This window comes from Polynucleobacter sp. GWA2_45_21 (assembly GCF_001830325.1).
Classification (GTDB): domain Bacteria; phylum Pseudomonadota; class Gammaproteobacteria; order Burkholderiales; family Burkholderiaceae; genus Polynucleobacter.
In genome coordinates, this window is the sequence record NZ_MHZG01000012.1 from 17,893 (window position 1) to 43,526 (window position 25,634).

The 25,634-nt window shown below is 45.8% G+C and carries 22 protein-coding genes and 1 pseudogene; 7 read left to right on the forward strand and 16 right to left on the reverse strand.

Annotated elements, in window-relative coordinates; genetic code table 11:
- Window positions 1-2 precede the first annotated feature (2 nt).
- From A2X74_RS09280 to dnaA, 15 genes are all read right to left on the reverse strand, one after another.
- Window positions 3-497: an ATP synthase subunit I gene (locus A2X74_RS09280; RefSeq protein WP_293625151.1), complete on the reverse strand. Its 495-nt coding sequence runs from the start codon at window positions 495-497 to the stop codon at window positions 3-5.
- A gap of 69 nt (window positions 498-566) precedes the next feature.
- Window positions 567-1,454 (reverse strand): ParB/RepB/Spo0J family partition protein, encoded by an 888-nt coding sequence (locus tag A2X74_RS09285; protein ID WP_293625153.1) that lies wholly within the window; start codon window positions 1,452-1,454, stop codon window positions 567-569.
- Between the two features lie 23 nt (window positions 1,455-1,477).
- Complete coding sequence (locus A2X74_RS09290; protein ID WP_293625155.1) at window positions 1,478-2,248, reverse strand: ParA family protein; 771 nt, start codon at window positions 2,246-2,248, stop codon at window positions 1,478-1,480.
- Window positions 2,249-2,273: 25 nt separating this feature from the next.
- Window positions 2,274-2,936: a 16S rRNA (guanine(527)-N(7))-methyltransferase RsmG gene (gene rsmG / locus A2X74_RS09295; protein WP_293625157.1), complete on the reverse strand. Its 663-nt coding sequence runs from the start codon at window positions 2,934-2,936 to the stop codon at window positions 2,274-2,276.
- Window positions 2,929-4,854, reverse strand: coding sequence for a tRNA uridine-5-carboxymethylaminomethyl(34) synthesis enzyme MnmG (gene mnmG / locus A2X74_RS09300; protein ID WP_293625159.1), 1,926 nt, complete (start codon window positions 4,852-4,854; stop codon window positions 2,929-2,931). The genes rsmG and mnmG overlap by 8 nt, the downstream gene beginning before the upstream one ends.
- A gap of 265 nt (window positions 4,855-5,119) precedes the next feature.
- Window positions 5,120-6,049: a branched-chain amino acid ABC transporter permease gene (locus A2X74_RS09305; protein WP_293625161.1), complete on the reverse strand. Its 930-nt coding sequence runs from the start codon at window positions 6,047-6,049 to the stop codon at window positions 5,120-5,122.
- 1 nt (window position 6,050) lies between these two features.
- Complete coding sequence (locus A2X74_RS09310) at window positions 6,051-6,971, reverse strand: branched-chain amino acid ABC transporter permease (RefSeq protein ID WP_293625163.1); 921 nt, start codon at window positions 6,969-6,971, stop codon at window positions 6,051-6,053.
- A gap of 17 nt (window positions 6,972-6,988) precedes the next feature.
- Window positions 6,989-8,212 (reverse strand): ABC transporter substrate-binding protein, encoded by a 1,224-nt coding sequence (locus A2X74_RS09315; protein WP_293625165.1) that lies wholly within the window; start codon window positions 8,210-8,212, stop codon window positions 6,989-6,991.
- 22 nt (window positions 8,213-8,234) lie between these two features.
- The gene (locus A2X74_RS09320; protein WP_293625167.1) at window positions 8,235-8,939 is read right to left on the reverse strand and encodes an ABC transporter ATP-binding protein; all 705 of its coding nucleotides are present in this window, start codon (window positions 8,937-8,939) and stop codon (window positions 8,235-8,237) included.
- A complete protein-coding gene (locus tag A2X74_RS09325; RefSeq protein WP_293625219.1) occupies window positions 8,936-9,703 on the reverse strand; it encodes an ABC transporter ATP-binding protein in 768 nt (255 codons plus the stop codon). Before A2X74_RS09325 ends, A2X74_RS09320 begins: the two co-directional genes overlap by 4 nt.
- A 95-nt stretch (window positions 9,704-9,798) precedes the next feature.
- Window positions 9,799-10,023, reverse strand: a complete 225-nt coding sequence (locus tag A2X74_RS09330) for a DUF3717 domain-containing protein (protein WP_293625168.1) — start codon at window positions 10,021-10,023, stop codon at window positions 9,799-9,801.
- An 8-nt stretch (window positions 10,024-10,031) separates the two neighbouring features.
- Window positions 10,032-10,526 (reverse strand): SET domain-containing protein-lysine N-methyltransferase, encoded by a 495-nt coding sequence (locus A2X74_RS09335; protein ID WP_293625169.1) that lies wholly within the window; start codon window positions 10,524-10,526, stop codon window positions 10,032-10,034.
- A gap of 4 nt (window positions 10,527-10,530) precedes the next feature.
- Window positions 10,531-13,029, reverse strand: a complete 2,499-nt coding sequence (gene gyrB, locus A2X74_RS09340) for a DNA topoisomerase (ATP-hydrolyzing) subunit B (RefSeq protein ID WP_299765405.1) — start codon at window positions 13,027-13,029, stop codon at window positions 10,531-10,533.
- Window positions 13,030-13,040: 11 nt separating this feature from the next.
- Window positions 13,041-14,156, reverse strand: a complete 1,116-nt coding sequence (dnaN, locus tag A2X74_RS09345; RefSeq protein WP_293625171.1) for a DNA polymerase III subunit beta — start codon at window positions 14,154-14,156, stop codon at window positions 13,041-13,043.
- Window positions 14,157-14,421: 265 nt separating this feature from the next.
- On the reverse strand, window positions 14,422-15,849 hold the full coding sequence (dnaA, locus tag A2X74_RS09350; RefSeq protein ID WP_293625173.1) for a chromosomal replication initiator protein DnaA: 1,428 nt from the start codon (window positions 15,847-15,849) through the stop codon (window positions 14,422-14,424).
- A gap of 222 nt (window positions 15,850-16,071) precedes the next feature.
- On the opposite strand from dnaA, the gene rpmH reads away from it, so the two are divergent.
- The 7 genes and pseudogenes from rpmH to mnmC all read left to right on the forward strand — a co-directional run.
- On the forward strand, window positions 16,072-16,206 hold the full coding sequence (gene rpmH / locus A2X74_RS09355; RefSeq protein WP_011903922.1) for a 50S ribosomal protein L34: 135 nt from the start codon (window positions 16,072-16,074) through the stop codon (window positions 16,204-16,206).
- Window positions 16,207-16,283: 77 nt separating this feature from the next.
- Window positions 16,284-16,532 carry a ribonuclease P protein component gene (locus A2X74_RS09360; RefSeq protein ID WP_293625175.1) on the forward strand — a complete coding sequence of 83 codons (249 nt, stop codon included), beginning with the start codon at window positions 16,284-16,286 and terminating at the stop codon, window positions 16,530-16,532.
- 73 nt (window positions 16,533-16,605) lie between these two features.
- Window positions 16,606-16,773, forward strand: a complete 168-nt coding sequence (yidD, locus tag A2X74_RS09365; protein WP_293625221.1) for a membrane protein insertion efficiency factor YidD — start codon at window positions 16,606-16,608, stop codon at window positions 16,771-16,773.
- 10 nt (window positions 16,774-16,783) lie between these two features.
- Window positions 16,784-18,460 (forward strand): membrane protein insertase YidC, encoded by a 1,677-nt coding sequence (gene yidC, locus A2X74_RS09370; protein WP_293625177.1) that lies wholly within the window; start codon window positions 16,784-16,786, stop codon window positions 18,458-18,460.
- A gap of 42 nt (window positions 18,461-18,502) precedes the next feature.
- Window positions 18,503-19,882 carry a tRNA uridine-5-carboxymethylaminomethyl(34) synthesis GTPase MnmE gene (mnmE, locus tag A2X74_RS09375; RefSeq protein WP_293625223.1) on the forward strand — a complete coding sequence of 460 codons (1,380 nt, stop codon included), beginning with the start codon at window positions 18,503-18,505 and terminating at the stop codon, window positions 19,880-19,882.
- 89 nt (window positions 19,883-19,971) lie between these two features.
- Window positions 19,972-21,819: a phosphoenolpyruvate carboxykinase (GTP) gene (locus A2X74_RS09380; protein ID WP_293625179.1), complete on the forward strand. Its 1,848-nt coding sequence runs from the start codon at window positions 19,972-19,974 to the stop codon at window positions 21,817-21,819.
- Between the two features lie 47 nt (window positions 21,820-21,866).
- Window positions 21,867-22,868: pseudogene (gene mnmC / locus A2X74_RS09385) on the forward strand (FAD-dependent 5-carboxymethylaminomethyl-2-thiouridine(34) oxidoreductase MnmC); the annotation flags it as partial.
- Between the two features lie 59 nt (window positions 22,869-22,927).
- On the opposite strand, the gene A2X74_RS09390 reads toward mnmC, so the two are convergent.
- A complete protein-coding gene (locus tag A2X74_RS09390) occupies window positions 22,928-25,606 on the reverse strand; it encodes a DNA topoisomerase III (RefSeq protein WP_293625181.1) in 2,679 nt (892 codons plus the stop codon).
- Window positions 25,607-25,634 lie beyond the last annotated feature (28 nt).

Sequence of the window (25,634 nt, forward strand, 5' to 3'; positions counted from 1 at the left end):
TCTTAGCGCCACAACCACGCTAGCCAAACACACTTAAGGGCCAGCACATAAGTCACCAAAAGTGGGACCCAAAGCACGCCCGGGATCCAAAATGCAACCCCTAAAAACAGCATCAAGGTAACGACGATTTTGATAAATTCGCCAGAAACTAATGCTGCCAAATAATTCCCTGGATTCAATATCTGCGTTTTTTTCGCCAACTCCAACCGAACTAAGAACAGGGCGGAGGGCAAGACGCTAATTAAACCACCTAAAAAGGCCGACTGAGTATAAAGGCTAACCCCTACCGGCTCCCCAAAAATTGACCAAATCACCATACTGAGCACGGTAACCACTACTTGTGCAGCCAAAATCTTCCAAGGAGACAGCGGGGGGTGTTTAATGGCGTTACTAGCTTGCAGCGCCGCCATTTCCTCTTTACTTAAAACCCGATATACCTCTTCTTCGGGCTCATCCCAGTCATTTACCTCGGAAAATTGATTTTTTTGAGGAATCAATTTAGCCCCGTGAGTTTAATGTGTGCAGTGCAATATGTCAAAGGATTTGGAAACATATTTCTGCTCAATTTAGGCCTCAATACCCAGCTTTTTAAGCAATGAATCCAGCTCATCAAACTGGCTAAATTGAATCCTGAGCTCGCCACCCTTGCCTTTTAACTTGAATACCGCATTCAAACCTATTAAATCAGCGATTTCTTGTGTTAATCGACGCATATCTGCGTCGTGAGCTGGAGCATCAGCGCTGGCCTTAGTTTTAGTCTTTTTATCGCCAATCTGGCCTCCCGCCAGCGCAAGGGCTGCAGCCATCCTTTCAGCTTCGCGAACTGACAGCCCTTGCGCTGCAATTCTTTGTGCCAGCGCAACTTGACTAGCGCCAGGAAGCGGCAATAAAGCGCGTGCATGGCCCATATCAATATCGCCTGCCAAAAGCATGGCTTGCACTGGTTTTGCCAATTGATTTAAGCGAAGCAAATTCGTTACCGCACTGCGTGATTTACCTACCGCCTTTGCTGCTTGTTCGTGCGTAAAACCAAACTCTTCAATCAGTCTTGCGAGCCCTTGAGACTCTTCCAGCGGATTCAAATCTTCGCGCTGCATATTCTCGACTAAGGCCATTGCTGCAGCGGCCTGATCATTGGCGCCAGAAACTAAAACTGGCACCTCTTTTAAGCCGGCTAATGTTGCCGCACGAAAGCGTCGCTCGCCAGCAATAATTTCATATTTACCAGGAGCAACTAAACGCACCAACAGTGGTTGCATCACACCTTGCTCACGAATACTTTCAGCCAACTCTTGTAATGCAACCGCTTCCATTTTTTGACGCGGTTGATATTTACCAGCCTGCAATGCAGTCAATGGCAAACGATTAATTTCTGCTGTGGGTTCTTTTTGTGCCTTATCACCAAGCAAGGCCTCTAAGCCGCGACCCAGGCCCTTTTTCTTTATTGCAACCATAATATTTTTATCGTTCCTAGGTTTTACATTTGCTTAATGCGCCCGATCATCTCGGCACCAAACTCCAAGTAGGCCTTAGCTCCACGAGATGATTTATCAAACGCCACCCCAGGAAGCCCATAGGACGGGGCTTCGGCCAGGCGGACGTTGCGAGGAATAATGCTCTTAAATACCTTGTCACCAAAGTGCTCAATCAGTTGATCGGAAACTTGTTGTTGCAATGTCATGCGCGCATCAAACATGACGCGTAACAATCCAATAATCACCAAGTCAGGATTTAAATTAGCGTGAACTTGTTTGATGGTGTTCACTAAATCCGACAATCCTTCTAATGCAAAATATTCACACTGCATTGGCACGATTACACCGTTCGCTGCGCATAATCCATTCAGCGTTAACAGAGATAATGCGGGTGGGCAGTCAATCAAAATAAAGTCGTAATCATTCGCTACAAGAGCTAACGCATCTTTCAATCTTTGTTCGCGAGAATCTAAATCTACCAACTCAATTTCTGCACCAGCTAAATCACGATTTGCTGGCAACACATCATAGCCAGAGCTCTCACAAGGCACTGCAGATTCTTTGACTGATGACAAGCCAATTAACACTTGATACACAGTGCTATTGAGATCCGCTTTTTCAATACCAGATCCCATTGTGGCATTGCCCTGTGGATCTAAATCTACCAGCAAAACGCGTTGCTGATGTCCAGCTAAACCAGCGGCCAAATTCACAGCAGTAGTGGTTTTTCCAACCCCGCCTTTTTGATTCGCAATACAAAATATTTTGGCCATAATTTTTCTTAAAAAATGTCGTACTTTAAAGGGGTAATTTTCTCACGGGGGTTAAGACTAAAAGCCTGCGCTCAACCTCCAAATTTGGGATGTGCAGGGGCTCATCCGCCACCAATCGCCAGTCATCCATACACACATCTTGCAGCTCCTCATCTGCACGCTTAGCCTTCATTGCAAATACCAAACCATTTGGCTTGAGAAGGGGAAGGGCAAGCTCTAGAAAGTGGGCAAGATTAGTAAACGCCCTCGAAATCACCGCATCAAACTGTGCTGGCTGTGATTTCGCTACCGCCTCAACGCGCTCACTTAGAACTTGAATATTCTTCAATCCCAGCTTACCGCGTACATGCTGCAAGAATGCCGTTTTTTTTCGGATAGCCTCAATCAAGGTTACATGCCAGCTTGGCTGCAAAATCGCAATGGGTATAGCCGGCAATCCACCACCAGAACCAAGATCTGCAATATTGGGGGTTTCTTGGGTTAGAAATTGGCGCATTAATGGTAAAACAGTAATAGAATCAATGAGATGCAGACGCACAGAGTTCTTTTCGCCCTCAATTGCTGTCAAGTTATGCACCTGGTTCCAGCGCCCCATTTCCTGCAAAAAGAGCTCCAAATCAGCAATATTGACAGCACTAAGGTTGAGATCCAAACTTTCAATCCCCAAAGAAACCAAATCATTACTCATGAGCTTCTTCTTGCGTCCGGCCTAAACCTTTTTTCAGGTGGACCAACAACAAAGAGAGTGCTGCAGGCGTAACGCCAGAAATCCTGCCAGCCTGCCCAAGAGTGCCAGGTTTATGCAAATTCAGCTTTTGCTGCACCTCTTTGGATAAACCAAGTACTTGGGTGTAATCCAAAGCCTCTGGCAAAGGAAAGGTTTCGTTATGCTCCTGACGGGCAATCTCAACAGCCTGCCTATCTATGTAGCCTTGATATTTAATTGAAATCTCAACCTGGTCGCTAATTTGTTGCGCTAAACCCAGGTCGTCGTCCAATGTTCCTGGCGACCAAAGGCCCTCTCCCAAGCCCATAACCGCCTCATAAGTGATGCCAGGGCGCCTTAAAAGATCGGCCAAACTGCACTCATGCGACAAATCCTGTCCTAACAACTCGGAAACAGCCTTTGCCGATCCATGTTTTGGTCCAATCCAAATATCTTGTAAGCGAGATGTTTCACGTGAAACAGCCTCTTGTTTTCTGCAAAACGAAGCCCAGCGGCAATCATCCACCAAGCCAAGTTCACGCCCAATGGTGGTGAGGCGCAAATCTGCATTGTCTTCCCGCAGGCTCAAGCGGTACTCCGCGCGGCTGGTGAACATGCGATATGGCTCTTGAACACCCAAAGTAATCAGGTCATCCACTAAAACACCAATATAAGACTCGCTACGCTTGGGCAACCAGGGCTCTTTGCCTTGTGCTGCCAAGCCAGCATTAATGCCGGCCAGCATTCCTTGGGCAGCAGCCTCTTCATAACCCGTTGTTCCATTAATCTGGCCAGCAAAGTAAAGGCCGGCAATCGCCTTGGTCTCTAGACTATGACGCAAATGCCGCGGATCAAAGAAGTCGTATTCAATGGCATAACCGGGGCGCACGATGACGGCAGACTCCAGTCCACGAATACTTCGGACCAAGTTCCACTGAACATCAAATGGCAAGCTGGTAGATATACCATTCGGATAAAACTCGTTCGTTGTTAGACCTTCGGGCTCCAGAAAGATCTGATGACTATTTCTGGAAGCAAAACGATGAATTTTGTCCTCAATAGAGGGGCAGTAGCGTGGGCCAACCCCCTCAATCACACCCGTATACATTGGTGAGCGGTCTAAACCACCCCGAATAATGTCGTGTGTTTGTTCATTTGTATGGGAAATCCAGCATGGCACCTGTTTGGGATGTTGCTCTGGTCTACCTAGATAAGAGAAAACCGGTACGGGATCTAAATCCCCAGGCTGCTCCAGCATCACAGAAAAATCAATGGTTCGCCCATCAATCCGGGGTGGGGTGCCAGTCTTCAATCTTCCCTGGGGAAGCTTTAACTCCTTCAGTCTGGCAGATAAAGAAACGGCGGCTGGATCACCAGCTCGACCACCAGCATAGTTATTTAAACCTACATGAATCTTTCCATCCAAGAAGGTTCCAGCCGTTAAGACTACTTTCTTGGCCATAAACTTCAGGCCCATTTGTGTAACCACACCCTGGACCTCATCACCCTGAACCAGAAGGTCATCAACGGCAGCCTGGAAAAGAGTCAAATTTTGTTGATTCTCAAGACGACGACGAATCGCCGCCTTATATAAAACCCGATCACCTTGGGCGCGGGTTGCGCGAACAGCAGGGCCTTTACTTGAATTTAATATCCGAAACTGAATACCGGCCTCATCGGTAGCCGCCGCCATAGCGCCGCCCATAGCATCGATTTCTTTAACCAAGTGGCCTTTGCCAATCCCACCAATTGAGGGATTACAGCTCATGGCGCCTAAATTCTCAATACTGTGCGTAATAAGGAGGGTGTCGCATCCCATGCGCGCAGCCGCAAGGGCGGCTTCAGTCCCGGCGTGACCGCCGCCAACAACAATGACATCGAAGTTCTTTGAATAACGCATGATTTGCCTCAGATAGGGCGATGATCATAGCATTTTGTAGGTTTCACGTGAAACAAATACATGCCAAAATAATAAAAAATGTGGTTGTTATTTCACAACTCATTGATTTAATTGAGTTTTCTATAAAAATACTGAGAAATTGTTGGTGTTAGGCAACCCCCCAATGCACATCACCCAGGGGGTGCATTTCTAGTGAATGGCGGAAGGCTTTAAATGAGTGCGGCGCCGAAGCGCCGCACTAAAAACGAATAAGAAAAAACCTAAATCAATTTTTCTTCTTAAAGAGGTGTGTAATTTCGCCAACAACTCCGCGACGGAATGCCAAAACGCAGATTACAAAAATAAATCCTGTTGCAATGGTGCTCCAAGATCCAATATTAGCCAGGTAATTTTGCAAGCCAACCACAATACCTGCACCAACCACTGGGCCAAGGATTGTGCCCATGCCGCCAAGCAAAGTCATTAAGACCACTTCGCCAGACATATGCCAATGCACATCCGTCAACGTTGCCAACTGGAAGACAAGGGTTTTCAAAGAACCGGCCAAACCAGCAAGCGCAGCTGAAATCACAAAAGAGATTAGCTTGAAACGATCAACGTCATAACCCAAAGAAACTGCGCGCGGTTCATTTTCACGAATAGCCTTTAAGACTTGGCCAAATGGGGAATGCACTGTGCGAACGATTAACGCAAATCCCAACAAGAAAACGGCCAGCACAAAGTAATACATGCTGACGTCATCTTTTAAATCAATCAAACCGAACAACATTCCACGTGGCACACCTTGAATGCCATCCTCGCCACCTGTAAATGGAAGCTGTACGGCCAAGAAATACACCATCTGCGAAAGAGCTAACGTCACCATCGCAAAATAAATACCCTGCCGACGAATTGCTAAAGAGCCAATTAAAAAGCCCAAGGCGCCTGAGCCCAGCACACCTAAAGCAATTCCAAACTCAGGAGACAGGCCGGCCTCTTTACAAAGATAAGCAGTAATGTAAGCAGAGGTTCCAAAAAATGCGGCGTGACCAAAAGAAAGGAGGCCCGTGAAACCCAACAACAAATTGAAGGCACAAGCAAAGAGGGCAAAGCACAACACCTTCATTGCAAACACTAAATAGATGAAGTCTTGAAAAGGTAGCAATAGGGCAATTAAAACCAGAATGCCGTACAACAATTTTGTTTTTGAGTTCACTTTATTTCTCCCGGCCGAAAAGTCCAGCAGGACGAATAAGCAACACAATTGCCATGATCACAAAAATTACTACGCCAGATGCTTCTGGATAAAACACCTTAGTTAATCCTTCAATTAAACCTAAAGCCAGGCCAGTCAAAATAGAGCCCATGATTGAGCCCATGCCGCCAATCACAACAACCGCAAAAACTACAATGATGAGATTCGAACCCATCAATGGATTCACTTGAAAAATTGGTGCTGCTAAAACACCAGCAAAACCAGCAAGACCTACACCATAGGCATAGGCCAAAGAAATCATTAAAGGTACATTGATACCAAACGCTTGAAGCAGTTTTGGATTTTCAGTTCCGGCACGAAGGTATGCACCCAACTTTGTTCTTTCTATAACAAACCAAGTAGAAAAACAAACTACCAATGAGGCCACCACCACCCACAAGCGATACTTGGGCAAAATAATGCCAATCGACTCTAATGGGATGGCGCCCTGCAATATCTCAGGGGCTGAATAGCTCTCACCAGAAATTCCATACCAGTGACGAAACATGCCCTCAATAATGAGCGCCAAACCAAAGGTTAATAACAAGCCATAAAGATGATCCAGGTGATAAAGGCGCCTGAGCATAGTGCGCTCAAGTATCAAACCGAAACCTGCCATCACTAGGGGCACAAGAATTAGTGCAAACCAATAATTAATTGAAAACTCTGGAAAACCAATCCACTGACCAACCTGAGTTAGACCAATCCACGCAACGAATGCGCCCATGGTGTACTGAGCACCATGAGAAAAATTAATGATGTTGAGTAGGCCAAAAATAATGGCCAAACCCAAACTCAAAATGGCATAGAAAGAGCCATTAATAAGCCCCACCAAGAGCTGAGCAACCAGCCCTTGTGGGGTAATTCCAAGAAGTTCAAACATGCTTAATAAGAAATAGATTACTTGTTAGTAACCAACTTGCATCGTGACAATGAAAGTGGTTGTGTTGCCTCAGCAGCCGGAATCACCGCTTTGACGTTGTAATAATCCCATGGGCTCTTGGATTCAGATGGCTTCTTCACTTCAAGCAAATACATATCATGCTCAAACTTACCATCAGCACGGATTTTTCCTTTAAACAAACCATCATCAATGTTGGTGGATCTCAAAGCCTTCATTACAGCTTGAGTATCATCTGTGCCCGCTTTTTGAACTGCGGCTAAATAGGCGAGAACAGATGAGTAAACACCGGCTTGAACACTGGTTGGCATGCGCTTATGTTGCAAGATGAAGCGCTTAGAAAACGCGCGTGTTTTCTCATCTTTATCCCAGTAGAAGCCTTCGGTTAAGTACATACCTTGGGCTGCATTCAAACCCAAAGAGTGAACATCAGAGATAAACATTAGCAAAGGAACAACTGTTTGTTTTTTGTTGATACCAAACTCGGAAGCTTGTTTAACAGAGTTGATGGTGTCTTGACCCGCATTTGCCAACGCTACAACATCAGCACCACTAGCCTGTGCTTTCAGGAGGTATGAAGAAAAGTCGCTATTCGGAAATGGGTGCTTACTAGTTCCAAGCACTTTACCGCCGTTAGCATTAACAACATTGGTGGAGTCCTTCTCTAAAGCCGCTCCGAAAGCATAGTCAGCAGTAAGGAAGTACCAGTTCTTTTTGCCCTGCTTTACAACAGCTTTAGCTGTGCCGTTTGAAAGCGCATAAGTGTCGTAAGTCCAATGCACGTTATTGGCAGTACATTTTTCATTGGTAATTGGTAAGGAGGCTGCGCCAGATACCAAAGTAATTTTGTTTTTTTGCTCTGCCACTTCCATTACAGCAAGAGCAACGTTGGTTGAGACCAGCTCAACAATCACATCAACACCGTCTTTGTCGTACCACTCACGCGCTTTATTGGCGGCAATATCTGCCTTGTTCTGATGGTCAGCACTAACGAGCTCAATCTTCTTACCAATAACAGTGCCGTCTTTTGAAAAGTCAGCGATTGCCATTTTTGCTGCAATCACTGCACCAGGGCCAGCTAAGTCAGAATAAGTTGATGATAAATCTGTTAAGACACCAATCTTGATTACGTCACCACTCACTTTGGATGTTTGCGCGAATACTGGATTTGATCCAAAAAGGGTTGTCGCTACCAGACACGCGGTAATTTGCTTTAACTTCATTTACGTCTCCTATAAATAACTACTAGACACCAAGATACTCATTTAATAAGCCTGCTTTTTCAGTAAGCTCGCTTTGATTGACAACCTCAACCACGTTGCCGTGTTCAACCACATAATGCCGATCAGCCAAGGGGGCAGCAAAGCGGAAGTTTTGCTCCACCAGCACAATAGTGAAGCCCTTGTTACGTAAACTAGTTACCACCTCACCCAATTTTTGAACAATCACCGGGGCCAGGCCTTCGGTAATTTCGTCCAACAATAGGAGTTTTGCGCCCGTTCTCAAAATACGTGCCATTGCGAGCATCTGCTGCTCACCACCCGAAAGCCTTGTGCCAGGACTATTACGTCGTTCGTAGAGATTGGGAAACATCTCATAAATCTCATCTAAACCCATGCCGCCAGGAGCAATCTCTGGCAACAACAACAAATTCTCTTCAGCGCTTAAGCTAGCAAAGATACCGCGCTCTTCAGGACAAAAGCCAACCCCTAGGCGGGCGATTCTATAGGTTGGCATCGCAATGGTTTGGGTGCCATAAATCTCTACTGACCCCGTTCTTTTGCTGGTTAGACCTAAGATGGTTTTTAAGATGGTGCTTCGGCCTGCCCCGTTGCGACCCAACAGGGTTACCACCTCACCATCGCGAACAGAAAAGTTCACACCATGAAGAATGTGGGACTCGCCATACCAAGATTCAAGGTTTTTAACCTCTAGCGCCATGGTGCTCATATGCTATCGCCCCCATGGCTACCCATATAAGCCTCTACCACCAGGGGGTTGTTTGAAACCTCATGATAGGAGCCTTCAGCCAAAACCGAGCCCCGTTGTAATACCGTAATTCGGTCGGCAATAGATGAAACCACCTTCATATTGTGCTCAACCATCAAAATAGTTCTACCCTTAGCCACCCGATCAATTAACTCGGTGACGCGCTCAACATCTTCGTGACCCATGCCCTGCGTGGGCTCATCCAGCAACATGAGTTCGGGCTCCATAGCCATAGTGGTGGCAATTTCTAGTGCCCTTTTACGTCCATAGGCCAGGTTTAAAGTTTCCTCATGGGCAAAATCAGCCAACCCAACCTCACATAAGAGCTCTTCAGCTCGCTCATTAAGCACGTTCAGAGAGTCCCCAGACCTCCAAAAATGGAATTCGGTGCCCAATCCTCGCTGCAGTGCAACACGAACATTCTCTAAAACAGTTAAATGTGGGAAAACAGCGGAAATCTGAAATGACCGAACCACACCACGACGCGCGATTTGGGCGGGCTTCTCTTTGGTGATATCAAAGCCGTTAAATAAAATTTGGCCCGCGCTAGGCTCCAAGAACTTGGTGAGTAAATTAAAGCAGGTAGTTTTGCCTGCCCCGTTAGGCCCAATCAAGGCGTGGATAGTTCCACGAGCAACATCCAAGTTGACGTCACTCACCGCGGAAAAACCCTTGAAGGTTTTTCCAAGACCAATTGTTTTTAATATTGTTTCTTGCAAACTCAATTCCTCACGCCACTTCTTAGGCAAGAGTTTGAGGATACTCCAAGAGAGTGTTTACTAATATAGCGATAACCCTAAATACATAAAGGGTGTGTTGTTTAAGTTGCTTGGGTATTTTTTAAAAAAGTTTGGATTGCTGTCTTGGCCATTTCATCCAATACATCCATGGGAACCCTTTGAGCCCCCTGGACAATCATCAGGGCATAGGGTTTTGCAAGCGCTGCAGCCTCAGGACACAAATGCAATTCTTCACCAACCGCGGGTGACTGGCTGCGCCAATAGTTGATGGCCGCCTCCAACTCTTGAATGCTAACAAATAACATTTTTAGAATTATTTGCCGTCAAGGGACAGCATGGTGCCGCGACACTTTTTGGCACCACAACGACACTCGTAGTCTTTTTTCATTTGCTTGGTGACTCGGCCCTCAACATCAAGTGAGTAATCATAAAAAAGTTCTTCACCCACTTTAAGGTCACGTTTCGCATAAATAAAGACGCGAGGCTCACCATCAAAACTATCTTCTCTTGTTTCACAGCTGGGTTTGCATGAGTGATTAATCCAACGTGCTGCATTGCCACCATACTTAGCGTCAATGCACCTTCCATCTTCTAGCGAAAAGTAAAAAGTATGGTTTGGGTCTTTTGGATCGTGTGGGTGGCGCTTCTCTGCCAACTTCCAACTAATCCTCTCCCCCTTGTATTCAATGATGGCCGTACCCTTTTTAATGGGTTTAGCAACAAACACACCTTTACCGTGAATGGGTGAGGACTTAACAACAATGCAAGACCTATCTACGCTCGGTACAGCCAATTTCTTTTTACCCATCTAATCAAACATCCAAGTTGCGAGCAATTAAAGCGTTTTTCTCAATAAAGGCGCGGCGCGGCTCAACCTCATCACCCATCAATGTAGTAAAGACCTGGTCAGCAGCAATCGCATCTTCAATTTTGACTTGGAGCAGAGTTCTTGAACCAGCATCCATGGTGGTCTCCCATAACTGAGACGGGTTCATCTCACCAAGACCCTTATAGCGCTGACGACTGAGCACACGCTCAGCTTCGGAAAGCAACCAAGAGAAGGCGGCCCTGAAATCTTGAATGGCTTGTTCTTTTTGATTTTTATCTGGATCACCACGGCGAACCTTTGAGCCCGGCAACACTTTGCCCGATAAAACTGCAGCAGCATTTGACAGGCTTTGATAATCATCACCATGAACAAAATCAGAGTTAATTGCTGATAACTTTAGATTGCCATGAATGCGGCGAGATAGCAGCAATTTATAACGATCGGTGCGCTCTTCTTTTTGCACAATAATTTCTGGGGGTAGCGATAGAGGATTTAAAGAATCAGCAAGCGCCTGACGCAAAAGCTCGGCAGAGTCGTGTGCTGACTTTTCTGTGTCTAAGTTAAGCTGGGTACCAGAGGCAATTGCACGTAAAGCATCTTCGTCAATGGTGCGTGATAGGCGATCCACAACTGATTGAATGACTTGATAGTGTTTGGCCAACTCACCCAATGCTGCACCCTCAATAATTTCACCAGTTGGGGTTTGTAGTGATGCTGTCTCCAGCGCAATTTTTAAGAGTAGCTGATTCAACTCTGCATCATCTTTAATGTATTGCTCATTCTTACCAAACTTCACCTTATATAAAGGTGGTTGTGCAATATAAATATGACCACGCTCAATCAACTCAGGCATCTGTCTATAGAAGAATGTGAGTAAGAGTGTGCGGATGTGACTACCGTCAACGTCCGCGTCGGTCATGATGATGATGCGGTGATAGCGCAACTTATCAGCCTTGTATTCCTCAACACCGATACCAGTTCCAAGAACGGTAATTAAAGTAACCACCTCTTGGCTGGCCAACATCTTGTCGAATCGGGCTTTTTCAACGTTGAGGATTTTTCCTTTAAGAGGAAGAATCGCTTGAAAACGTCGGTCACGCCCCTGCTTAGCAGAACCGCCCGCAGAGTCTCCCTCGACAATAAATAATTCAGATTTGGTGGGGTCTTTCTCTTGGCAATCCGCCAATTTTCCAGGAAGACCCAAACCATCTAAAACCCCTTTACGGCGAGTCATATCACGAGCTTTACGAGCTGCTTCACGAGCACGTGCAGCATCTACAATTTTTCCGCAAAGGATTTTTGCATCGGCTGGACGCTCTTGTAGATAAGCGCTCAAGGCTTCTGCAACAATTTCCTCTACTGGTCCGCGAACCTCACTAGAAACCAATTTATCTTTTGTTTGGCTCGAAAATTTTGGCTCAGGCACTTTGACTGACAATACGCAAGCTAGGCCCTCACGCATATCATCACCAGAAATTTCTACTTTGGCCTTTTTAGCAACCTCATGCTCATCAATGTATTTATTGATAACGCGGGTCATTGCAGCACGCAAGCCGGTTAAGTGGGTACCACCATCGCGCTGTGGAATGTTGTTAGTGAAACATAAAACCTGCTCACTAAAACTATCATTCCATTGCATAGATACTTCAGCAGTAATGTTGCCACCTAAGTCTGACGGGCGAATACCTTCTGCGTAAAAAATATTAGGGTGTAAAACATTTTTAGTTTGGTTGATGTATTCGACAAAACCTTTAACACCGCCAGAGAAAGCAAAATCCTCTTCTTGACCAGAGCGTTGATCAATTAATTTGATATGAACACCATTATTTAGAAATGAGAGTTCACGAATACGCTTTACAAGAATTTCATAATGAAACTCAATGTTTCCAAAAATTTCTTCGTCCGCTAAAAAATGTACCTCAGTACCAGATAAGGCGGTATCACCTGTAATGGTGATCGGTGAAACTGCAACACCATTTTCTTCTTGAATGTTGCGGTTTTGAATAACACCACGCGCAAACTCCATGTAATGCGCTTTACCGTCGCGACGAATAGTAAGCTTCAGCCATTTTGAGAGCGCATTTACACAACTAACACCCACACCATGCAAGCCACCAGAAACCTTATAACTATTTTGGTCAAACTTGCCGCCAGCATGCAGCTCAGTCATCACAATTTCAGCCGCACTTCTTTTTGGCTCATGCTTGTCGTCGTATTTAATCCCCGTTGGAACGCCGCGCCCGTTGTCAACTATAGATATAGAGTTATCAGTTTGAATGACGACAGTAATTTCAGAGCAATATCCTGCTAATGCTTCATCAATTGAGTTATCTAAAACCTCAAAAACCAAATGGTGTAAACCCGTGCCATCGGAGGTGTCTCCAATGTACATCCCTGGACGTTTACGAACAGCCTCAAGACCTTCTAAGATTTGGATCGATGATGCACCGTACTGCTCTACTACTTTTTTTTCTTCAGTCATTTTTTTCTAAATTAAATACGCATTGGCATCACAACATACTTGAAATCTTCAGAACCAGGTAAGGTAATCACAGCACTACTATTGGCATCACCCAAACTAATTTGAATTTTTTCATTTTTCAAGTTTGATAAAACGTCTAAGAGATAGCTCACATTGAAACCAATCTCAACTGCATCACCACTGTATTCAGTTTCAATCTCTTCTTGCGCCTCTTCTTGTTCGGCGTTGGTCGATTGAACGGTAATTCGATTTGGCGACAAAGAAAAACGTACACCTTTAAATTTATCAGTTGTCAGAATTGCTGCACGCTGTAGGGCTGACTGCAAAACATCACGCCCAACCACTAAGGAGTTTTTATGCCCCTTAGGAATCACGCGTTGAAAATCAGGAAACTTTCCTTCCACGAGTTTTGAAATTAACTCGATATCACCAAATGAAAACTTCACTTGATTTGATGTAAGAGTCATCTCTAACAACTCATCCGAATCTTCAAGTAGATGTTGACACTCCAAAATTGTTTTACGTGGAATGATGATTTCCTGTCTCTGCCCAGAACCCACAGAAGCTTCCGCCAGCTCAACTTGAGAGTAAGCCAAGCGATGACCATCGGTGGCCACTGCAATCACTTGTTTACCTTCAACAACCAACAACATACCGTTTAGGTAATAACGAATATCTTGTTGCGCCATCGCAAAATGGACTTGACTAACTAATTGACGAAAACTCTTTTGAGTCATCTTCCAACTTGCAGTCACCTCACCAACACTTTGCATGACAGGGAATTCAGCTGCAGAAAGTGTTTGTAAAGAGAAACGACTTTTGCCACTCTGTACAACCATCTTGTTGTCTTTAAGATTGAGTGCAACCGGGCCCTCTGGAAGTGCACGTAAGATATCCAACAACTTTCTTGCGGCCACCGTAGTGGTGACATCCTCAGCACCAACACCAAAGCTAGCGTTAGTGGTAATTTGAATCTCTATATCCGTCGACACAAAGGATACCTTGTCACCCTGTTTTTTAAACAATAGGTTTGCCAAAATTGGTAGGGTGTGTCGACGTTCAACAATGCCACTAACTACCTGGAGTGGTTTCAATAAACTATCGCGCGAAGTGTTTACGAGTTGCATTGCTTTTAAATCCTTGTATATATCTTAGTAGTAGTAGTAATAAGGCTTCTTTTTTCAGTGGATAACTCAAAAACCTTATATAAAACAACCCATTAAAACCAAAAAAACCTGTGGAAAACTTTTGTATAAACGCTGTATAAATATTGGATAACTTTTTATCAACACCCTATTTTTGCATGAAGCGCCAGCTTTCCACAATTTATCCACATGTTGTCCCCAAAGTTATCCATTGAGCCATCCACAACCTTATCCACAGGCAAAAAACCTAAGACTTTAAGGTTTGCTCGATAACGTGGATTTCGTGATTAAGTTGCCCGTCGTGGGAGCGTTCCTCACCAATCTTTCGAACCGCATGTAAAACAGTTGTGTGGTCTCGCCCACCAAACAGCTCGCCAATCTCTGGCAGGCTCTTTTGGGTCAGCTCTTTGGCCATAAACATAGCAATTTGACGGGGTCGAGCAATGTTTGCTGGGCGCTTTTTTGAATACATGTCAGCCACTTTGATGCTGTAAAAGTCCGCAACAGCTTTTTGTATGTTTTCAACAGAAATTTGGCGATTTTGTATTGAGAGTAGGTCCTTTAAGGCTACTCGAGCCACATCAATCGTGACCTCTTTGCCGTGGAAGCGTACAAATGCCAAAATTTTCCTTAACGCCCCCTCAAGCTCGCGCACATTTGATCTGAGGTGTTTTGCCACAAAAAAAGCCACATCCTCACTCATTGGGATGCCCTCACTTTGAGCTTTTTTCATCAAAATAGCGACTCGCATTTCCAGCTCTGGCGGTTCAATTGCAACCGTAAGCCCTGAATCAAAGCGTGAAATTAATCGATCATCTATTCCAGCCATTTCCTTGGGGTAGGTGTCGCTTGTGATGATGACCTGGGCTTTATTGCTTAGCAGCGCCTCAAAGGCGTAGAAAAACTCCTCTTGAGTTCTGGATTTGCCGCTAAAAAATTGAATATCGTCTATTAAAATCAGATCCAGTGAATGGTAATAACGCTTAAATCGGTCAAAAGCCTTTTGCTGATAAGCCCTAACCACATCAGAGACATACTGCTCAGCATGAATGTATCGAATTCGAGCATTTGGCTTCTCTTTTAGAAGGTGATTCCCAATCGCATGAATTAAATGTGTTTTGCCTAAGCCAACCCCACCATATAAAAACATGGGGTTATATGAGGTGCCCGGGTTATGGGCAACCTGAATAGATGCCGCCCTTGCAAGTTGGTTCGCCTTACCCGTCACAAAAGTCTCAAAAGTAAGGTTTGGGTTTAATTTAGAGTGGTCTTCAATTTCAAAAGACTGTTCCTCTGTAGAGCTGTTGTCCGAACCCATTAGCACCTCTTGTGGCTCAAATTTATCTTGAGGAGGTGGGTTGATCTCCGGCGACTGCGCGCTCGACCCCTCAATGTTGAGAACAAAACTCAGGGTGATTGGGTGGCCAAAATACTCGTCTGCCATCTCTTGGAGGCGGTCGGAAAAAGTCTTTTTAATCCAATCAAGCTTAAATCTATTTGGGGCTCCCAATATGAGTGATTGCTCACTTTCATCATAAGAAACCAAGCTTAATGGTTGAATCCAAGTCTTAAATTGTTGGGGGGAAAGTTCGCGAGCAAGCGCACCAAGTGCGCCGTCCCAAAACCCCAATGGGCTGAGTGAATTCAATGTGGGGGGATTTTGTAAGTTGCTCATATTTTTGGAGGATCCATTGTAGCGAGCCGATAAAGTTATCCACAAGCTGGAAAAACGTGGAAAACCTGTGGATAACTTGTGAATAAAAATAGAAAACTTAATAAAATCAATCGCTTATATAATTACCGCCAATAAAATAGAGAAAAATACCTATATATTCTTCCGTGGCGGTTGACCTTTTGCTTGGCAACAAGGAAAATACGGGGTTTTGCAGGATGAATCATGAAAAGAACATACCAACCCTCAGTAACACGTCGCAAACGCACCCACGGATTTCGTATTCGCATGAAAACCAAGAGCGGACGCGCAGTATTAAACGCACGTCGCGCTAAAGGCCGCAAACGTCTGGCTGTTTAATTTAGCAGTTGAATAGCGCCAGGATTTCTGAGTTACTGAAAACACGCCCCAAGACAAGTTTGTATTGGGGTTTGTATTTGGCATCTTCCGATCAGGGCACTAAACCCGACTTAGGTATTGCGGTAGCCAAAAAATTAGCTAAGCGTGCGGTAGACCGGAACCAATTAAAGCGCATGATCCGAGAACTAGTCAGGGGCGCTCAAGCTATCAATCTCAACAGTGATGTTGTGGTGAAGCTGAAAAAACCAATTGGTCGCGAAACACGCGGCAGACTCAGAAGCAAAGAAAAAGAAATTCTGCGAACACAAATTGCAGGGCTAATTTAACGTGCATTCAATAAACAAAGTGGCCATTAAATTTGTGCGGCTCTATCAAATAGCGCTTAGCCCTTTTGTTGGCATGCATTGTAAGTTTGCGCCCTCTTGCTCTCAATACGCATGTGACTGCTTTGCGAATTACGGGTTTTTTAAAAGCTTTGGGCTAGTGCTGTGGCGTATTTTGCGTTGTAATCCATGGTCACAGGGTGGATACGACCCAGCAGTAAAACCAACATCTCATCATCATTAAGTGAATGCAAATGGACTATAAAAAAACAATTCTTTGGGCAATCTTTTCCATGTCGGGCCTCTTGTTGTACAACAACTGGCAAGTTCATGAAGGAAAGCCATCGATGTTTGGTGGGAGCCCTGTCAATACTGCCGCTGTGGCCGATAAGACAACGGCGAACAAAATCGATATTCCATCACCCGTACAAAATCCAAGTATTCCAGCCCCAAACCAAACGCCTATGGTTGTTGCTGGAGCAATAGAAACAGCTGAAAAGTTTGTTTTGAAAAATGACGTATTGATTTTGGAGATTAGTGCAAACGGCGGCACCATCATTGATGCAACACTGCCTAAGCAGCTCACACCAGAAAAAAAACAGGTTGAGCTGTTTCAATACACACAAAATCATAAATATTTTGCACGCTCCGGGTTAATTGCCTTAGGTAATGTAGACCTGCCGAATCACACCAGTACATTTAAGTTGGCGCAGTCCGGTAAAGACGGTTCAGGCAACCCCTTCATTGTTTTAGTAAGCGAGCGCAACGGCGTAAAACTAGAGAAGACCTTTATCTTAAGTGCTGGCAGTTACGTGGTTGATGTTGGACACCGCGTTACACAAAGCAATGCAAACGCAGTACCACTAGTCCTGTACACAGAAATCGTTCGCGATGCTTCTCAAGAGCAAAAGATTGGACCTTTTGACGGCGCGTTCTCAGCAAGCACCTTCACTGGTCCAGCCACATACACTGAAAAAGAAAAATTCAATAAGCTGGAATTCACGGCGATTGATAAAAACAAAATTACTATTCCTACGCAAGTTCCAGCTGGTGACCCCGCTTGGATTGCTATGGTTCAGCATTACTTTGCTAGTGCTTGGATTCCTAGCGATAAAGAGGCACGAGATATTTATGCTGGAAAGATTGATAACAACCTTTACCGAATCGGTATGCAAGTGCCGCTGGGCGTAGTTGTACCAGGCACAACAGTTGTTGAAAAAGCCAAACTATTTGTGGGGCCACAAGAAGAGCGCGTATTGGAAACAATTGCTCCGGGCTTTGAGTTGCTAAAAGATTATGGTTACTTAACCATTTTGGCTAAACCCATTTTCTGGCTCTTGGACAACATCCATTCTTATGTGGGCAACTGGGGCTGGTCAATTATTTTGTTGACCATTCTAATTAAGCTGGTGTTTTTCCCGCTGTCTGCTGCTAGCTATAAATCTATGGCACGCATGAAGGAAGTTCAGCCGCGCCTGCTTGCAATGAAAGAGCAGTACAAGGGTGAACCACAAAAACTGAATCAAGCCATGATGGAGATGTACCGCAAGGAAAAAATTAATCCATTGGGCGGTTGTTTGCCGGTGGTGATTCAGATCCCCGTGTTTATTGCGCTGTACTGGGTTCTGCTGTCCTCAGTAGAAATGCGCAATGCCCCATGGATTGGGTGGATTCATGATTTATCAGTTCCAGACCCGTATTACATTTTGCCAATCATTATGGCCGCCTCCATGTTTGTGCAAACCAAACTCAATCCAACACCACCGGATCCAGTTCAGGCGAAGGTGATGATGTATATGCCGCTCGTATTCTCTGTAATGTTCTTCTTCTTCCCAGCAGGCTTGGTCTTGTATTGGGTGGTGAACAACTTACTCTCAATTGCTCAGCAGTGGCAAATCAATCAAATGTTTGGAAAAAAGACGGCTAAATAAATTTTTAGTCGATAAAAAGATAAACAAGGGGTACCCGCAATGATGACGAGAAAGCTACCCATCATTGCGGTTGCCACCGCGCCGGGTAAGGCTGGGGTTGGCGTTATTCGTATTAGCGGCCCACAGCTTTTGCCAATGGCTCAAGCTCTGTTTCATAAGGCGCTTACCCCTCGCCAGACCAATCTCCTTACCCTACGTGATTCACGAGGCGAGACGATTGACCAACTGATTGCAATTTACTTTGCTGCCCCTGCTTCCTTTACTGGTGAGGATGTCTTGGAACTGCAGTGCCATGGGGGCCCCCAGCTTTTAGAGTTGGTTATGAAGCGGTGTCTCGAGCTGGGAAAAGATCAAGGCTTGGTTATTGCAGAGCCGGGCGAATTTTCTTTGCGCGCATACCTCAATAACAAAATCGATTTAGCTCAAGCAGAGGCCATTGCAGATTTAATTGATGCTCAAAGTGAGGCGGCAGTACGAGGTGCGGCGCGCTCATTGCAAGGGGCCTTCTCAAACGACATTAATAGCTTGATAGAAGAAATCACCCAATTACGCATTTTGGTTGAGTCCACCCTGGACTTTCCTGAAGAAGAGATTGAGTTTTTGGAGAATGCCCAAGCTCGCCAGCGCTTGAGCACCGTAATGGAAAAATTGCACAAGCTGAGAGAGGGTGCAAAACAGGGCAAAATTTTGCGCGATGGCATTCAGCTAGTTTTGGCTGGTGCCCCCAATGTTGGAAAGAGTTCGCTTCTTAATCGCTTGGCTGGTGAAGAGGTGGCAATTGTCACTCCTATCGCTGGAACCACAAGGGATCGCGTTAAGGAAAGCATCACCATAAACGGTGTCCCGATGCACATCATTGATACGGCCGGCTTACGCGAGACCAGCGATCTTGTTGAGGCAAAGGGGATTGAGCGGTCTTGGGAGGCAATACGAGCTGCCGATCTAGTTATTTTTCTGCAAGACCCAAATTCAATTAATACGATCGATAGCGCAGCTGTTTTGGAGTTAAAAACCCAAATATTGAAGGCCCTCCCACCAAAGTGCCCCGTCCTAGAGGTGAACAACAAGTCCGACTTGTTGGGCAGTGCCAAGCTTGGCAACAGTGAAAATCCGTCTTTACTTATTTCGGCCAAGACTGGCGATGGGATCGAGGCCTTAAAACAAAAAATCCTAGAATCGGTTGGCTGGGGTGGTTCTCAAGAGGGTGCCATCGTGGCTCGCAGAAGACATCTCGATTGTCTGGATCGAGCAGCAACCCATCTAGATAAATCTCAACAATTCGCTGCAGATGGCAACATATCGCTGGAGTTATTTGCAGAAGAGCTCCGTTTAGCACAAGATCAGCTTGGGCAGATCACCGGAAAACTGCTCCCAGATGATCTTTTGGGCAAGATATTTAGCCAGTTTTGTATTGGCAAGTAAAGGGTTTGCTCTTGGTGGGCCTGCGCCTAAAAATACGCCCAAAATGTTAAAATAGTGCGATCAAAAATATTACATTTCATAGGACTCTCATGACTATCAATACCAATGCACCTGAGTACGTAAAAAATCAAAAACTCATTCAATGGGTTGCAGATGTTGCCGCTCTAACCAAGCCGGACAAGATTCACTGGTGTGATGGCTCTCAGGCTGAATACGATGAATTTTGTGAGTTGCTGGTAAATGCGGGCGTATTTAAGCGTCTCAATCCAGCAAAACGCAAAAATGCGTTCTTAGCGCTATCAGACCCTGATGACGTGGCTCGTGTTGAGGACCGCACATTTATTTGCTCTGCAAAAAAAGAAGATGCCGGCCCAACTAATAACTGGGTAGAGCCAAGCGAAATGCGTGCCACCCTCCAACCATTGTTTGATGGTTGCATGCGCGGTAGAACAATGTACGTAGTGCCATTCTCTATGGGCCCAATTGGCTCCCCAATCGCCCATATTGGCGTTGAGTTGTCTGACAGCCCTTATGTTGCTATCAATATGCGCTTAATGACCCGCATGGGCAAAGCCGTGATTGATCAGCTTGGCGCCACTGGCGAATTCGTTCCTTGCATCCACACGGTTGGTAAGCCATTGGCTGCAGGCGAAAAAGACGTTGCTTGGCCTAATAACAAAAACAAATACATCGTTCACTACCCAGAAACTCGCGAGATTTGGTCTTTTGGATCTGGTTACGGTGGCAATGCATTGCTAGGTAAAAAATGTTTTGCTTTGCGTATTGCATCCAATATGGGGCGCGATCAAGGCTGGCTAGCTGAGCACATGTTGATCTTGGGCGTAACTTCACCTGAGGGCAAGAAATACCATATTGCTGCGGCTTTCCCATCTGCCTGCGGAAAAACCAACTTCTCTATGATGATTCCTCCAAAAGGCTTTGAGGGTTGGAAGGTCACTACAGTTGGCGATGACATTGCATGGATCAAGCCACGCAAAGACCCTGTTACAGGTAAGACACGTTTGTTTGCGATTAACCCAGAGTCTGGTTACTTTGGCGTTGCTCCCGGAACAAACCGCCAAACCAATCCAAACTGTCTCGATTCATTAAACCAAGATGTGATCTTCACTAACGTTGGCTTAACTGATGATGGTGATGTTTGGTGGGAAGGTTTAACTGATACACCTCCTGCCCATTTGATTGACTGGCAAGGTAAGGATTGGACTCCTGCTGATGGCGCTGCTGGCCGTAAAGCCGCACATCCAAATTCACGCTTCACTGTAGCTGCTACAAATAATCCTGCAGTAGATCCAAATTGGGACAATCCTGAGGGTGTGGCGATTGATGCATTCTTGTTTGGCGGTCGTCGCTCAAACACAGTGCCATTGGTAAGTGAGGCACGTGACTGGGTAGAAGGTGTTTACATGGCCGCCACAATGGGCTCTGAAACTACCGCTGCGATTACTGGCCAGGTCGGCGTTGTTCGCCGCGATCCATTTGCAATGATTGCATTTGCTGGTTACAACATGAGCGATTACTTCCAGCATTGGTTAAATATTGGTAGCAAGCTTGCTGCTGAAGGTGCTGTGCTGCCAAAAATCTATTGTGTGAACTGGTTCCGCAAAGATGAAAACGGCAAGTTTGTATGGCCTGGTTTCGGTGAAAATATGCGAGTGCTTTCTTGGATCTTGGGCCGTGCTGAAGGCGCAGCCAAAGGCAAAGAAACTGTATTTGGTATTTGCCCAGAGCATGCTGATATGCATTGGAATGGCCTCGATTACTCGGCAGACAAGTTTGAAAAAGCCATTACCGTTGCTGTTGACGATTGGAAAAACGAGCTCAAGCTGCATTCAGAATTATTCGAGCATCTAGGTGAGCGTTTGCCTAAAGAGTTAATCGAAGCTCGTAGCAAAATTGAGAAGCGCTTAAACGCCTAGGCACCCCCTAGGAATTTAAGAAGCCTTTTCAAAAACATCCGCATTTAATGACCTCACCCCAACACCATGACATCGTGGTGATTGGGGCAGGCATTGCGGGATCTAGCATTGCCAATGAACTGCTTGAACGCGGTCAAACAGTTTGCATCCTTGATTCAGCCTCCCATCCCGCATCAGCATGTTCTAGTCACGCCTACGCTATTGCTCATCCGCATGTTGGTCGAGGTGCCCCCCGTTTATTACGTTTAACTCGCATTGCATTTTTGATGGCCGAAGCCCGCTGGGGCAAGCGCTGGAATCAGCATGGCATCTTTCAACCAAATAAGAAGGATAAAGTTTTTAATCGGGATGATGTTTCAGACTATTTGCAGTCACTCAATCTTGATGAAGGCTTGGCGCAGGCGCTGTATGCAAATGAGGCAATGGAAGCTTGTGGAATTTCTCAAGACGGAATTTGGCTCCCTCGCGGGGCATCTTTGGATTTGTTTGAAGCAACGCAAGATGCGTTGTCTCCCAATCCAAAATTGACTTGCCGTTGGAATACTTCGGTAGCCCGATTGGAGAAAGCCCCTGCGGGCTGGCGATTGATCGATCCCCAGGGCATCACCATCATGACCGCCAACAAAGTCATTATTGCAGCAGCGCTAGAGACTAAAAATTTAGCTGCAAGTATCGACGTGCGACTTCCCTTGAGGCCGGTACGCGGACAGCTGAGTATTTTTTCTATTAATAAACATAGTTCGTGGGTGCCAAAACTACCTCGTACTGCTATCTCGGGCGATGGCTATTGCTTGCCAGCCAAGAAATTACCTGATGGAAGTTACCAGTGGATAGTGGGTTCTAGCTTTGATGAAGGAGAGTCCGATCTGCAGGATTGGGATACAAGCGATGACTTTAATCGCGAGCAGGCAAAGGGTTTGCTGGACTATGAAGAGGGTGATGTTAGCCATCTTCAGAAGTCAGGAAGTTTTGTCGGCGTACGTTGTGTTGCTGGTGATCGCTTGCCGATTATTGGGGCGCTCACTCAACGCCCAGGGATATTTTTGGCAACAGCCCTGGGGTCAAGAGGTATTTTGTGGTCGGCCTTGGCTGCCAAACTGATTGCGAGTCAGGTGCTCGAAGACGACTTTGCTTTGCTGGCACGCTTAGGTTTTGCTGCAGACTTAGTGGCAGCACTTGCGCCTGCACGTTTCTTTGCTGGTGCTTTAGCAGCAGCACCTGCTTTAGGTGCTTTTGCTTCAAACTCAAAACCAATTTTGCCGTCCGCACCTAAAGCAAGATAGGCTTTAAAGCCACGACCAGTACGGTTTGATTTGAAATTGGTCAGCAAATCTGTTTTGCCTTCGGCGAGCAATTTTTGAACTTGCTCAGCAGAAATTTCTTGTTGCAAAACGACCTTACCCGTTTTGAAATCACAGGATTTATTTGGGCCGGTATTGTTTTCACAAAGATAGCGCATACCATCTTCATATACGGCACCAGAGCACTTTGGACAAACACCTAAAGCCTGACGGCCGGTAAAGTCGATTGCTTCCGATTCATCTTCTTGTGTATTGCCGAAATCAAACTCAAGCTTAAAGCCCGCATTTGGATAGTCAGCATCATCTTCAGGAATTTCGCTTAACTTAATAATTGCGGCAAATGGCCTGCCCATCTTGCTGCGAAAGCCTTGGAGCGGCCCAATAGTTTTTTCACGAAGCAGCTCTTCTACCTCTGGATATTCAAATGCACGTCCGCCCGGAGTTTTGCTAATCGTGAATCCGCATTTCTCACATGCAAAGCGACGATAGTTTTCTTTAACTGCGCCCTTACAGTGTGGGCACGGTGTAGACATAGTCGCGTAGTCGCCAGGAATGGTGTCGCTGTCATACTCTTTCGCACGCTTGACGATGCGTTGCGTCATCTGTGCAATTTCTTGCATAAAGGTATCGCGATTCATCTCGCCACGCTCAATTAAAGAGAGCTTGTTTTCCCAGCTGCCCGTGAGATCGGGGCGAGTTAATTCCTCAACATCCAGTCCGCGTAACAATGTCATTAGTTGGAATGCTTTGGCTGTAGGAATGAGCTCGCGCGCCTCGCGAACCATATATTTTTCTGCTAGCAAGCCTTCAATAATCGCCGCACGGGTTGCAGGTGTTCCTAAGCCCTTTTCGGCCATGGCTTCACGCATCTCATCATCGTCGACCCATTTGCCCGCACTTTCCATAGCTGATAGCAAGGTTGCCTCTGTATAGCGAGCAGGGGGTTTGGTTTTTAATGGGATGGCGGAGATGGATTCAGTTTGTACGGTTTCGCCTTCTTGTACGGCCACCAGTTCATCATCTGCTTGGTTGGATCTGCCATAGACAGTTAGCCAGCCTGGGGATACTAGAACACGGCCTTCGGTTTTAAAGTGATGGCCCGATGCTTCGGTGATGCGAGTGGTGACACGGAACTCGGCAGCAGGATAAAACACTGCCAAGAAGCGACGGACTACCAAGTCATACAACTTTTGCTCTGGCTCGCTCAGACTCTTTGGAGACTCTAGGGTTGGGATGATCGCAAAGTGATCAGATATTTTTGAGTTGTCAAAAATACGTTTGTTTGGTTTGATCCAGCCATATCCAGCTTTTGCCTTTGGATCTTTAGGATCGCCTTGCAAAATTTGTTTAGCAAATGGACGATATTCTGATGAGCTCTCCGCTAGGTTCTCCATGGTCTGCTTCACTGTATCCAAATAATCTTCGGGCAAAGCCTTAGCATCCGTACGTGGATAAGTAAGCACCTTATGACGCTCGTAAAGCGCTTGAGCCAGGCCCAAGGTATTTTTGGCGGAGAAGCCAAAGCGTGCATTGGCCTCGCGTTGCAAACTAGTTAAATCAAACAGTTGAGGCGCTAGCTGAGTTGCTGGCTTAGCCTCTTCTTTGACGCTTGCTTTTTTATCGCGACACGCGGCCACAATGCTTTGTGCAGCAGCTTCACTCCATAGGCGATTCTCGCGCGCATCTGGAGCAGCAACATCTTTTTTAAACTTGGGGTCAAACCAGCGGCCTTCATATACGCCAGCTGCAGCAATAAATTCAGCCTTCACTTCCCAATAGTCTTTAGAGATAAATTTACGAATCAGCTCTTCGCGCTCTACAACGATTGATAAGGTTGGTGTTTGTACTCGACCAACTGTCGTTAAAAAGAATCCACCGCTCTTGCTATTAAATGCAGTCATTGCGCGAGTGCCGTTAATGCCAACCATCCAATCTGCTTCAGAGCGGCAGCGTGCTGCATCTGCTAGAGGCTGCATGTCGGCATCACTACGCAGAGAGGCAAAGCCATCACGAATCGCTGCTGGGGTCATAGATTGCAGCCAGAGACGCTTAATGGCCTGCGGGGCTTTCGCATGCTGCGCGATCAAGCGGAAAATTAATTCACCTTCACGGCCCGCGTCACATGCATTAATAAGTTCGTTGATATCTTTACGCTTAATGAGTTTTTGCAACACCTTGAGACGCGATTCAGTTTTAGCAATCGGACGCAAATCAAAATAGGGCGGCACAACCGGTAGGTTTGCAAACGACCATTTGCCACGTTTGACATCAAATTCCTCGGGGGCAGCAATTTCTAATAAGTGGCCCACAGCAGAGGAGATGACAAAGTTGTCGCTCTCGAAATAGTCCTCATATTTAGTGAAGCCTCCTAAAGCTTTGGCAATGTCATTCGCAACAGAAGGTTTCTCCGCAATGATCAGCGCCTTAGGGTGATCCACGGTTGAAGTCTTTGAGCTGCTTTTTTTGGTAGTTGCTTTAGTTGCCACGCGTTTTGCCTAAATTTGAGCTTGAAAT

What these genes read in the sequence shown, in the direction of transcription:
- yidC (WP_293625177.1), top strand. Translation starts at nt 16,784, where the DNA reads ATGGACTATAAAAAAACAATTCTTTGGGCAATCTTTTCCATGTCGGGC.
- A2X74_RS09335 (WP_293625169.1), bottom strand. Translation starts at nt 10,526, where the DNA reads ATGGGTAAAAAGAAATTGGCTGTACCGAGCGTAGATAGGTCTTGCATT.
- rpmH (WP_011903922.1), top strand. Translation starts at nt 16,072, where the DNA reads ATGAAAAGAACATACCAACCCTCAGTAACACGTCGCAAACGCACCCAC.
- mnmE (WP_293625223.1), top strand. Translation starts at nt 18,503, where the DNA reads ATGACGAGAAAGCTACCCATCATTGCGGTTGCCACCGCGCCGGGTAAG.
- mnmG (WP_293625159.1), bottom strand. Translation starts at nt 4,854, where the DNA reads ATGCGTTATTCAAAGAACTTCGATGTCATTGTTGTTGGCGGCGGTCAC.
- A2X74_RS09330 (WP_293625168.1), bottom strand. Translation starts at nt 10,023, where the DNA reads ATGTTATTTGTTAGCATTCAAGAGTTGGAGGCGGCCATCAACTATTGG.
- dnaA (WP_293625173.1), bottom strand. Translation starts at nt 15,849, where the DNA reads ATGAGCAACTTACAAAATCCCCCCACATTGAATTCACTCAGCCCATTG.
- A2X74_RS09285 (WP_293625153.1), bottom strand. Translation starts at nt 1,454, where the DNA reads ATGGTTGCAATAAAGAAAAAGGGCCTGGGTCGCGGCTTAGAGGCCTTG.
- gyrB (WP_299765405.1), bottom strand. Translation starts at nt 13,029, where the DNA reads ATGACTGAAGAAAAAAAAGTAGTAGAGCAGTACGGTGCATCATCGATC.
- dnaN (WP_293625171.1), bottom strand. Translation starts at nt 14,156, where the DNA reads ATGCAACTCGTAAACACTTCGCGCGATAGTTTATTGAAACCACTCCAG.
- A2X74_RS09315 (WP_293625165.1), bottom strand. Translation starts at nt 8,212, where the DNA reads ATGAAGTTAAAGCAAATTACCGCGTGTCTGGTAGCGACAACCCTTTTT.
- A2X74_RS09320 (WP_293625167.1), bottom strand. Translation starts at nt 8,939, where the DNA reads ATGAGCACCATGGCGCTAGAGGTTAAAAACCTTGAATCTTGGTATGGC.
- A2X74_RS09310 (WP_293625163.1), bottom strand. Translation starts at nt 6,971, where the DNA reads ATGTTTGAACTTCTTGGAATTACCCCACAAGGGCTGGTTGCTCAGCTC.
- A2X74_RS09290 (WP_293625155.1), bottom strand. Translation starts at nt 2,248, where the DNA reads ATGGCCAAAATATTTTGTATTGCGAATCAAAAAGGCGGGGTTGGAAAA.
- rsmG (WP_293625157.1), bottom strand. Translation starts at nt 2,936, where the DNA reads ATGAGTAATGATTTGGTTTCTTTGGGGATTGAAAGTTTGGATCTCAAC.
- yidD (WP_293625221.1), top strand. Translation starts at nt 16,606, where the DNA reads ATGCATTGTAAGTTTGCGCCCTCTTGCTCTCAATACGCATGTGACTGC.
- A2X74_RS09380 (WP_293625179.1), top strand. Translation starts at nt 19,972, where the DNA reads ATGACTATCAATACCAATGCACCTGAGTACGTAAAAAATCAAAAACTC.